This is a genomic window from Millisia brevis NBRC 105863, from assembly GCF_001552615.1.
Taxonomy (GTDB): domain Bacteria; phylum Actinomycetota; class Actinomycetes; order Mycobacteriales; family Mycobacteriaceae; genus Millisia; species Millisia brevis.
The window spans coordinates 559211-569609 of the sequence record NZ_BCRN01000001.1 but is presented as its reverse complement, the minus strand read 5'-3'; the positions used below and the strand labels follow the sequence as shown (position 1 = coordinate 569609).

The 10399-nt window shown below is 68.3% G+C and carries 12 protein-coding genes; 5 read left to right on the top strand and 7 right to left on the bottom strand.

Annotated features, from left to right (window positions below; genetic code table 11):
* The first annotated feature begins 7 nt into the window (after positions 1-7).
* The 5 genes from MB1_RS02590 to MB1_RS02570 all read left to right on the top strand — a co-directional run bounded on the left by MB1_RS02590 (position 8) and on the right by MB1_RS02570 (position 4378).
* Positions 8-1249, top strand: coding sequence for a GAF domain-containing sensor histidine kinase (locus MB1_RS02590; RefSeq protein WP_066903303.1), 1242 nt, complete (start codon positions 8-10; stop codon positions 1247-1249).
* A gap of 5 nt (positions 1250-1254) precedes the next feature.
* Positions 1255-1926 carry a response regulator gene (locus MB1_RS02585; RefSeq protein WP_245649993.1) on the top strand — a complete coding sequence of 224 codons (672 nt, stop codon included), beginning with the start codon at positions 1255-1257 and terminating at the stop codon, positions 1924-1926.
* A gap of 117 nt (positions 1927-2043) precedes the next feature.
* Positions 2044-3099: an alpha/beta hydrolase gene (locus tag MB1_RS02580; protein WP_066903300.1), complete on the top strand. Its 1056-nt coding sequence runs from the start codon at positions 2044-2046 to the stop codon at positions 3097-3099.
* A 74-nt stretch (positions 3100-3173) separates the two neighbouring features.
* Positions 3174-3626: a MarR family winged helix-turn-helix transcriptional regulator gene (locus tag MB1_RS02575; RefSeq protein WP_066903299.1), complete on the top strand. Its 453-nt coding sequence runs from the start codon at positions 3174-3176 to the stop codon at positions 3624-3626.
* A gap of 176 nt (positions 3627-3802) precedes the next feature.
* Positions 3803-4378, top strand: coding sequence for a dihydrofolate reductase family protein (locus tag MB1_RS02570; protein ID WP_066903298.1), 576 nt, complete (start codon positions 3803-3805; stop codon positions 4376-4378).
* On the opposite strand, the gene MB1_RS02565 is transcribed toward MB1_RS02570, so the two are convergent.
* The 7 genes from MB1_RS02565 to MB1_RS02535 form a co-directional block, all read right to left on the bottom strand.
* Positions 4312-5088, bottom strand: coding sequence for a helix-turn-helix domain-containing protein (locus tag MB1_RS02565; RefSeq protein WP_066903296.1), 777 nt, complete (start codon positions 5086-5088; stop codon positions 4312-4314). The genes MB1_RS02570 and MB1_RS02565 overlap by 67 nt on opposite strands.
* 75 nt (positions 5089-5163) lie before the next feature.
* Complete coding sequence (locus MB1_RS02560; RefSeq protein ID WP_066903289.1) at positions 5164-5922, bottom strand: succinate dehydrogenase/fumarate reductase iron-sulfur subunit; 759 nt, start codon at positions 5920-5922, stop codon at positions 5164-5166.
* The gene (locus MB1_RS02555) at positions 5919-7955 is read right to left on the bottom strand and encodes a fumarate reductase/succinate dehydrogenase flavoprotein subunit (protein ID WP_084350666.1); all 2037 of its coding nucleotides are present in this window, start codon (positions 7953-7955) and stop codon (positions 5919-5921) included. The genes MB1_RS02560 and MB1_RS02555 overlap by 4 nt, the downstream gene beginning before the upstream one ends.
* A 45-nt stretch (positions 7956-8000) precedes the next feature.
* A complete protein-coding gene (locus MB1_RS02550) occupies positions 8001-8684 on the bottom strand; it encodes a succinate dehydrogenase cytochrome b subunit (protein ID WP_245649992.1) in 684 nt (227 codons plus the stop codon).
* A gap of 148 nt (positions 8685-8832) precedes the next feature.
* Positions 8833-9501: an adenine nucleotide alpha hydrolase family protein gene (locus tag MB1_RS02545; protein WP_066903287.1), complete on the bottom strand. Its 669-nt coding sequence runs from the start codon at positions 9499-9501 to the stop codon at positions 8833-8835.
* Positions 9502-9553: 52 nt separating this feature from the next.
* Positions 9554-9919, bottom strand: coding sequence for a universal stress protein (locus MB1_RS02540; RefSeq protein WP_066903285.1), 366 nt, complete (start codon positions 9917-9919; stop codon positions 9554-9556).
* A 111-nt stretch (positions 9920-10030) separates the two neighbouring features.
* Complete coding sequence (locus tag MB1_RS02535; RefSeq protein WP_066903283.1) at positions 10031-10390, bottom strand: universal stress protein; 360 nt, start codon at positions 10388-10390, stop codon at positions 10031-10033.
* Positions 10391-10399 lie beyond the last annotated feature (9 nt).

Here is a 10399-nt window from a genome sequence, read left to right as displayed (position 1 = left end):
GAAGGTGATGGCGATGCAGCGCGGGCAACGACGAGTGCGGGACGAGGCGCGCGAATCCGCCCATCTGCTCGCGGAGCTGGCCGGGGAATACCACGAGACCTTCGCGCTGCTCGACCGGCGCGTCGCCCTCGAGGACCTCAATCGACGGGTGTTGGCGGTGGCCGGCGTCGAATGCGGTTTCGCCGCGCCGGTCGAGGCGGAGGACCTGATCGTGATCCGATCGGCGAACGGGCTGCTCGGACCGCATCTGATCGGCTTGCGCATCCGGTCCGGTCTGGGCCTCGGTGGGCGGGCGATGGCCGAACGTGCCCCGGTGCGCATCCCCGACTACGGCGCGTCCCGCACGATCACTCACGATTTCGACGGGCCGGTCCTCGCGGAGGGCATCCGTGGGACATTCGCCGTGCCGATGCTGCACGCGGGTGCCGTGGTCGGTGTGGTGTGGGGCGCGATGCGCGAGCCGGCGGAATTCGGGGACCGGGTGGTCCGTGAAGTGGAGACACTCGGAACCGTCGCCGCCACGCGGCTGCACATCGCGGAACGGGCACGGGCGCAGACCGAGGTCGCGCTGCGCGCGGAGCGTCGACGGATGGCCGACGAACTGCACGACAACCTGGGCGCCTCGCTGTTCACCATCGGCGTCCAAATCCGCAACGCCCTGGGCGACTGCGACGGGCTCGACCCGATGGGGCAGGACTCCGCGGTGCTGATCGAACGTCTGCGCAGCATCGAAGCGCAATTGGATCGGGCGTCGGCGACCCTGCGCGAGTCGCTCAGCGCCCTGCACGGGGCGGAACCGCACCTCGACCTGCCGGTCACGCTGCGGTCCGACCTGGAGGCGTTCGCAGCGCGCAGCGGCACCCCGGCACGGTTGGTCCTGTTGTCCGAGCTGCCCGCACTCGACGACGCACGCGCCCGGGCCGTGGTGGCCGTGACGCGCGAAGCGTTGCTCAACGTCGAGAAGCACGCCGCGGCCGGCTCGGTGGTCGTATCGATCGGGGTCGGCGACGGCGGCATCCGGATCGCGGTGTGCGACGACGGTATCGGCATCGGCGCCGGCGACGAACGGAAGGCACGCGACGGTTTGGGTGTGGTGCAGAGCGCCGAACGCGTCGAACGTCTCGGCGGCCGGTTCTCGGTGGTCGGCGACCAGGACGGCACGACCGTCCGCATCTGGATGCCGATCGACCAACCGCCCCCTCGACCGGTCGAAAGCACCCCCGCCCGACCATCCCCTCCATCACAATGAGCGGCGTGGGTGCGACGAATCGTGCGACGACGGCGGATAGTGCCGACCAGCCGATCCGCGTCCTGGTGGTCGACGACCACCCGATCGTCACCGCCGGGGTCCGGTTGTTGCTCGATCCGCATCCCGACCTGGAGGTCGTGGCGACGGCCTGTACCGGCGCCGAGGCGGTGCGGTGGGTGTCCACGGCGGTCGCACCGATCGACGTCGTGCTGCTCGACCTGCGGATGCCCGACACCGATCCGGCCGAATTGGTGCGCGCCCTGCGGACGCGGCGACCCGAACCGAAGATCATCGTCTTCACCGCCCACCCCCAGCACACCCTGCTGCAGCCGGTGCTCGAGGCGGGAATCGACGGCTGCCTGGTCAAGGACTCCGCGACGGCCGATCTGCCGGCGGCCCTGCGCGAGGTGGTGGCCGGTCGCCGGGTCTTCGACCCGAGGCTCGGGACCCGGCCGGATCTGACGCTGCGCGATCGGCTTGCCGAATACCACCTGACCCGCCGCGAGTACGAGGTGATCCGCCTGGTCGCCACCGGTCGTACCAACCCGGAAATCGCCGTCGAGATGTCGGTGACCCGCAATACGGTGAAGACCTACCTGCAGTCCGCCATGCACAAACTCGGCGCCCGCAACCGCGTCGAGGTGATCACCCGAGCCGGAGAGGCCTCGCTCCTCTAGAACCGTCGCCCCGCCGGACCCCGCACGAATGACGCCGGTCGCGGCCATCGCGGCGGCCATCGAGGACGGTTTCGGCGAGACCTGATCGACGGCGCCCAACCACGCTACGGTGAACGCGTGAGCACCCTGTTCCCGGGCATCGCCGCCCGGACCGTCGCCACCCCCGGTCTCGACGTCAACGTCCTGGTTCGCGAAACTCCTTCCGCGGAAGCGACTCCCGTGGTGTTTGTGCACGGCAATGTGTCCTCCGCACTGTTCTGGCAACCGACGATGCTCGCCCTCGCGGGCCCGAGCTATGCGATCGATCTGCGCGGCTTCGGCGACACCGAGGTCGCCCCGGTCGACGCGTCGCGCGGGCTGCGCGACTTCGCCGACGATGTGGCGGCCACCCTCGATGCCCTCGAGATCACCCGCGCGGTGCTCGTCGGCTGGAGCATGGGCGGCGGCGTGGTGATGCAGACCCTGCTCGATCGGCCGGACCTGGTCGCGGGGCTCGCGCTGATCGCCCCGGTCTCGCCCTACGGCTTCGGCGGTACCGCATCGGACGGCCGCCGGCTCACCGACGACGACGCCGGCACCGGGGCGGGCGGCGCCAACCCGGACTTCGTCGCGCGGCTGGCCGCCAAGGACCTCACCGCCGACGCACCGACCTCGCCGCGCAGCGTCTTTCGCGCCTCCTATGTGGCCGCGGGCCACGTCGACCCGAACGAGGACGTCTGGGTCGAATCGATGCTCAGCACCGTCACCGGACCGGACAACTACCCCGGCGACGCCGCGGCTTCGGCGAACTGGCCGGCCTTCGCCGCCGGCGCCCGCGGCGTGCTCAACACGATGGCCCCGAAGTACTGCGACCTGACCGGCATCGTCGACATCGACGGCAAACCGCCGGTGCTCTGGATTCACGGGGACGCGGACGCGATCGTGTCGGACGACTCCTACTTCGACCTGAACACCCTCGGCCGGGTCGGCATCATCCCCGGTTGGCCGGGTGACGGGGTCGCGCCTTCCCAGCCGATGATCAGCCAGACCCGGTCGGTGCTGAACAGCTACACCGACAAGGGTGGGGTCGTCACCGAGCTCGCCCTCGCCGGTGTCGGCCACTCGCCGCATCTGGAACGCCCGGCCGAGGTCGTCGAGGCGCTGACCGATCTGGTGGAACGGGCTGTCCGCTAGACGGAATCGGCGGGGGCCCTGTTGACCTGAAGCGCTGTTGACCTGAAGTGCGCATGAGCTTTTACCGTGGGCCGATGACGAGTACACGCCCGGACATGCAGCCACCCCTTCAGCAACCGATCGGCTTCTGGACGGCGCGGGCCGGTGACGCCATCCGCAGGCGCACCCGCGGCAGACTCGCCGAGCTCGGGGTCAGTCAGCCGCAATGGTGGGTGCTGCACCAACTGTCGCTGCACCCCGACGGGATGTCGCGGGACGACATGGTCGCGATCATCGGCCCAAACGAGTCGGACACCGTCATCCGCGAGGCGATCGACACCGCCGCCGACAAACACTGGGTGCGTCGCGACGGTGACTTGGTGGTCGCCACCGATGCCGGCCGCGAACGCTTCCGCGCCGCCGCGCAGGCCCAACAAGACCTGGACGCGGAACGCCGCCTCGGGATCTCGGACGACGAATACGCCACGACGATCACGGTGCTCCAGCGGGTGATCCGCAATGTCGGCGGGGACGCCTGGCACTGGTAAACGCACCGGGAAATGCGCCGACTGGGCCGCGGATCGGATGAGCCGACGGACCCCGACGGCACTCGAACCGATGTCGGTTCCGTCCAAGACGGGCGCCGGGCCCAGCCCCTAGTGTTCGTTCGGGCGACGGCCACGCCCACGGACGAAGCAGACCCACCCGCATCGAGGAGCGCACTGTGGCACGCGAGATCGTTTACACCGGATTCATCACGCTCGACGGCGTCGTCGACTCACCCGGCGGTACCGTCGAGGGCCATCCCGGCGGCGGTTGGGTCTTCGACACCGAGTTCGTCCCGGAGGCCTACTCCCTCAAGGGTGAGGAACTCGGGGACACCACCGCCCTGATGTTCGGCCGCCGCAGCTACCAGGCTTTCGCGAGCGTATGGCCGGCATCGGAGGATCACGCGGCCTACAAGGATCTGCCGAAGTACGTGGTCTCCGAGACGCTCACCGACGACGTCCTCGTCGACGGCTGGGGACCGACAACAATTCTGCGATCGACCGCGGACGTCGCCGCGCTCAAGGAGCAGGATGGCGGGACCATCTTCATCCACGGCAGCGCCGAACTGGGCCGACGCCTCGGCGGCGCCGGTCTGATCGACCGCTACAACCTGTTGATGTTCCCGTTCCTGCTGGGCGCGGGAAAGCGGGCCTTCGACCTCACCGAACCCGGTCGCACGAGCCTTCACCTGCGCGATTGTGCGGCGTACTCCAATGGCGTGGTCAAACTGGTGTACGACGTCGTGCGCTGATCCGAATCCCGCACGGGCCCCGGGTCGAGGGCGATCGCCCCGCCACGGCCGTCCCGCAGCGCGCTCGCGGTACGTCCAACGAAGCGCCGGAGGGCGCGGGCCAGGTGCGGCTCGTCGTAGAAGCCGTGCCGGTCGACGACGCGGGCGACGTCGTCACCGTTCATCAGGTCCACGGCGGCCGTCCGGGCACGAACGATCTGGCGCACACCACCGCGCGTCAGCCCGGTCGCGGCGCGGAACCGGCGCTCGAAGGACCGGTCCGTCAATCCGACCGGCCGCCCCGCGAGGATGTCCGCGACCACCGGATCCCGCTCGATCACCCCCTGAGCGACGAGACGAGACACCAGGGCCTCGGCGTCGTCGGCCCCCGGCGTCTCCCACCAACGCCCGTCGAGCCGGAATCCTCGGGTTGTGGTGTCGGGCAACGTGATCCCGCCGTCCACCAGCGCCGGAGTGGACGCGATCCGCAGAGACGTGCCCAGGGCGAACTCGATGCCGACAAACGCCGCGCCCTCCGGTACCGGCGCCGTCCCGGTACGGCTCTCCGGGCCGGTGACGGCCGCGAAACCGGCACCGCCCTGCTGCCAGAACACCAGACCCCAGGTCTCACCGGCGACCGACGTCATATCGGCGACATCGTCACTCGTACATGTCCAGACGTTGTCGATCCACGGGGAGTCCGACGCACGGGTCCAGAACCGGAGATCCACCGCGCCCAGAGTAGGGCACAGCGCTGCTGGATCGGGGCCTGTCGGATCGGGGCTTGCCGGGTCGGGTTTGTCGGATCACCGCCCGATCGGGTTGCCCCAGCGGGTGATCGACCAGCGCATGTCCTTGTTGAGCAGCGATATCACGTCCAGCGGGATCTCCTTTGGGCAGGCGGAGGCGCACTCGCCGATGTTGGTGCAGCTCCCGAAGCCCTCGTGGTCGGCCTGCGCGACCATCCCGACCACCCGGGTCGGGCGTTCCGGTTGCCCCTGCGGCAGTAGCCCCAATTGGCTGACCTTCGCCCCGACGAAGAGCGAGGCCGAACCGTTCGGGCAGGCGGCGACGCAGGCGCCGCAGCCAATGCAGGTGGCGAAGTCGAAGGCGCGGGTCGCGTCCGGGTGGTCGACCGGTGCGGCGTTGGCCTCCGGCGCGGAACCGGTGTTGACCGAGATGAACCCGCCGGACTCGATGATGCGGTCGAAGGCGCTACGGTCACAGCACAGGTCCTTGAGGATCGGGAACGCCGCCGCCCGCCACGGTTCGATGGTGATCGAGTCGCCGTCGTGGAACGAACGCATATGCAGCTGGCAACTCGTCGTGGTCTCCGGCCCGTGCGGTTGCCCGTTGATCATCAGGCTGCACGTCCCGCAGATGCCCTCGCGGCAGTCGGAGTCGAAGGCGACCGGGTCGACCCCCTCCCCGTTGAGCCGCTCGTTGAGCACGTCGAGCATCTCGAGGAAGCTCATGTCCTCGGTGATGTCGTCGAGTTCGAAGACCTCGATCGCGCCGGGGGCGTTCGCGTCGGGTTGGCGCCAGATCCGAAGGGTGAATTTCACGTGTAGCTCCGCTGCTTCATCTCGATGGCCGTGTAGATCAGGTCTTCCTTGTGCAGGGTCGGCAGGGCGGGGCCGTCCGGGCCTTCGCCGCCGTACTCCCAGGCCGCGACGTAGGCGAATTCGTCGTCGTGGCGCAGCGCCTCGCCGTCCTCGGTCTGCGACTCCGCCCGGAAGTGTCCGCCGCAGGACTCGCGCCGGTTGAGCGCGTCGATGCACATCAGCTCGCCGAGGTCGATGAAGTCGGCGACCCGGCCGGCCTTCTCGAGGCTCTGGTTGAGGCTGTCCGCGGTGCCGAGAACCCGCACATCGGTCCAGAACTCGTGCCGCAGCGTGCGGATCAGGTCGATCGCCTTGCGCAGCCCCTCCTCGGTGCGTTCCATACCGCAGTACTCCCACATGATGTGGCCGAGTTCCTTGTGGAAGCTGTCCGCCGACCGGGTGCCGTCGATGGTCAGCAGGGTGTTGATCCGGTCCTCGACGTACTGTCGCGCCTCGACCACCGCCGGGTTGTCGGGCGCGACCTTCGGAAACGGTCCGTCGGCGAGGTAGTCGCGAATGGTGTTGGGCAGCACGAAGTATCCATCGGCGAGGCCCTGCATCAGCGCGGAGGCGCCGAGGCGGTTCGCGCCGTGGTCGGAGAAGTTTGCCTCCCCGGCGACGAAGAGGCCGTCGATATTGGAGCGCAGGTCGTAGTCGACCCACAGCCCGCCCATCACGTAGTGCACCGCCGGGTAGATCCGCATCGGCACCTCGTAGGGGTCCTCGCCGGTGATGCGGTGGTACATGTCGAAGAGGTTGTCGTACTTCTCCTCGATCGCCTTGCGGCCCAGGCGTTTCATCGCATCGGCGAAGTCGAGGTAGACCCCGCGGCGGAAGTCGCCGACCTTCGGGCCGACCCCGCGCCCCTCGTCACAGACGTACTTGGCCTGCCGGGAGGCGATATCGCGGGGCACCAGATTGCCGAACGACGGGTAGATCCGCTCGAGGTAGTAGTCGCGGTCGGACTCGGGGATATCGCGCGGGTCCTTCTCGGCGTCCTCGCGCTTCTTGGGCACCCAGATGCGGCCGTCGTTGCGCAGCGACTCGCTCATCAGCGTCAGCTTCGACTGGTGGTCGCCGGAGACGGGGATGCACGTCGGGTGGATCTGGGTGAACGCCGGGTTGGCCATGAACGCGCCGCGCCGGTAGGCGCGCCAGGCGGCGGTGACGTTGGAGCCCATCGCATTTGTCGACAGGAAGAAGACGTTGCCGTAGCCGCCGGTCGCCAGGACGACCGCGTCGGCCAGGTGGGTTTCGATCTCTCCGGTGACCATATTGCGGGCGACGATGCCGCGGGCCTTGCCGTCGACGATGATCAGGTCGAGCACGTCGTGGCGGGTGAACGACTCGACGGTGCCGTCGGCGACCTGCCGTTCCATCGCGGAGTAGGCGCCGAGCAGCAGCTGCTGGCCGGTCTGACCGCGGGCGTAGAAGGTGCGGGAGACCTGGACGCCGCCGAAGGAGCGGGTGTCGAGCAGGCCGCCGTAGTCGCGGGCGAAGGGCACTCCCTGAGCGACACATTGGTCGATGATGTTGGCGCTGACCTCGGCCAACCGGTAGACGTTCGACTCGCGGGAGCGGTAGTCGCCGCCCTTGACGGTGTCGTAGAACAGCCGGTAGGTCGAGTCGCCGTCGCCCTTGTAGTTCTTCGCCGCGTTGATGCCGCCCTGCGCGGCGATCGAGTGCGCCCGCCGCGGCGAGTCCTGGTAACAGAAGGTCTGCACGTGGTAGCCGGCCTCGCCGAGGGTCGCCGCGGCCGAAGCCCCGGCCAGACCGGTGCCGACGATGATGATGCTCAGTTTGCGCCGGTTCGACGGATTGACCAGGCGGTTGTCGAAAACGTGCGTCGGCCAGCGGTCGGCGATCGGCCCCTTCGGGGCGCGCTGGTCGGCGATCTTGTCGCCGGGCTGGTAGTAGCCGCGTGCATCGTCGGAGCGCTGCACGGACAGCTCATTGGTCGGTTTCAACCCCGAGGGGTCCAGCGTCGATGCCATCGCAGCTCCTCGTACGCGGAAGAAGTCGGTACACGAAAAAAGAATTCAGACGGAGACGATCCCGAACAGGACGGCCAACGGAACCAGCGAGAAGCCGCCGGCGATCACGATCGCGACCACCCAGCCGGCCACCTTGGCGCGACGCCGCGCACCCGCGCTGCCGGTCCACCCGAGGGTCTGGAGTGAACTCCAGGTGCCGTGGTGCAGATGTAGCCCGAGCGCGACCATCGCGACCAGGTAGATCACGGTGAGCCACCAGGTCTGGAAGGACTCGACCAGCAGAACGTACGGATCGTCGATCGGACCACCGGTGACGTTGATCTTCGGGACGGTGAAGTTCAGCAGATGCCAGATGATGAACAGCAGCAGCGTCAGCCCACCCCAGCGCATCGTGCGCGAGGAGAACGACGACCCCACATTGCGTTTGACGACGTACGCCACCGGGCGCGCCCGAGCGCGGCGGCGCCACAGCACAATCGCGCTGGTCACGTGGGCTACCAGCGAGACCAGCAGCACCGTCCGCAGGATCCACAGCGCGCCGCCGTAGGGAAGGATAGGCTCACCGATCTCACGGAGATGGTGGGCGTAGTCGTTGAAAGCTTCATGCCCCGCAAAGGCTTTGAGATTGCCGTACATATGCGCGAGCACGAACAGAATGAACACGATGCCGCTTGTGGCCATCAGCAACTTCAACGCGATCGTCGTACGGGTCCCGCGGACCCCGGTCACGAGAGAGGGCTGTGTGGCCTTCGTTTGGACCGCCACGGAGTCCAAGGCTAGACCTCCGCGAGCCCTCGCGTATGTGAGATGTGTCGTGTTGTAGTCGACGACAATGCACATTGTTCACAACGCCGACTTTCCGGGCGGAACCTCCGGATCAGACCACCCGGCCGTCGTGAATCGGCAACTCGTGGAATTCGTCGTCGCTCTCGTGCAGGAAGACGCCGTGGTCGAAGTCGGTCGCGTTCTCCCGGGCGAAGAGACCGGTGACGAAGGTGCCGTGTTCCGGTTCGGAGAAGACCAACTCGCGCACGCCCGGCTCCGTCTCGACCAACCAGGCCGGAATCGCCGGGTCGTAGTCCCAGTCCTCGGGGTCGACCGACCGACCGAACGGCACGATGTGCAGATCGGCGTTCGGAACGAGGTGCAACAGCTCGTCGGCGAGCGACCAGCCGAACAGCCGACTGATCGGCCCCTCGGCGCGCTGGCCGATGATCACCTGGGTCGCCCCGACCGCCTCCGCCCGATCCCGAACGATGTGCACCAGGTGGCTGATCGGCTCACGGACGTAGGAGATTTCGGCGCCGATCGACTTCGCCAACCGCCCGTAGATCTGGTCCTCGACCTGCCGGTCGTAGTCGTAGTCCTCCGATCGCGGATCGAGCACGATCGTGTGCAGCTTGCCGTTCGATCGCTTCAACAGCTCCGCGGCGCGCGCGAAGAGGCGAAAGCCGTCCTCCCCGTACACGATGCACAGGATGAACACCTCGCCGGAGGGTTCGGACGTTTCGGAAATGCCATCGGGCTGCTCTGCGTCGACTGCCACACCGTCGAGTATGCCCGAAACGTCCCGGGCGGCCGCCGGATTTTCGGGGCCCCTATTCGTCGCCGTCGGCCACCTTCACCGCGAGCACCGGGACCGGCGAGTTGAGCAACAGGCTCTGGCTGACACTGCCGAGCAGCGCCTTGCCGACGGCCGAACGCCGCTTGACGCCGATGACCAGTCGGGTGGCCTTCCGGTCGCGGATCTCGTCGAGCACCGCGTCGACCGGGTCGCGATCGTCGCGGCCGGTGCGGTCGACGACGGTGACCGCGACCGACTGATCGAGCCCGCCGATGTCGAGGGCGCGCAATCCGAGGTTGACCACGACGAGGTCGGTACCGAGGATCTTCGCCTCGCGGACACCGGCGGACAGCGCCCAGATGCCCTCCGGGCTGTCCGGCACGGCAGCGATGATTGTCATTGCATGATCCTCACAGGTCCGCGGGGTGATGCCCTCAATAGTGCCCCGAACTGCGGCGACGGGACCCCGGAATCCATCGGGGTCCCGTCGCGATCGACGTGTCGGGCTTGCCTATTCGTCGTCCACCTTGACTGCCAGGACCGGGACCGGCGAGTTGAGCAGCAGGCGCTGGCTGACGCTGCCGACGACGGCCTTGCCGACGGGCGAGCGGCGCTTGACGCCGACGACCAGGCGGCTGGCCTTCCGGTCGCGGACCTCGTCGAGCACCGCCTCGACCGGGTCGCGATCGTGCCGACCGTGGCGTTCGACGACGGTGACCGGTACGGCGGGGTCGAGGGCCGCGGTGTCGATCTTGTGCAGTGCGAGGTTGACCGCGACGAGGTCGGTGTGGAAGACCTTGGCCTCCTCGACGGCGGTCGAGAGTGCCAGCAGACCCTCCGGGCTGTCCGGTACGGCGACGATGATGGTCATGTCGGATTC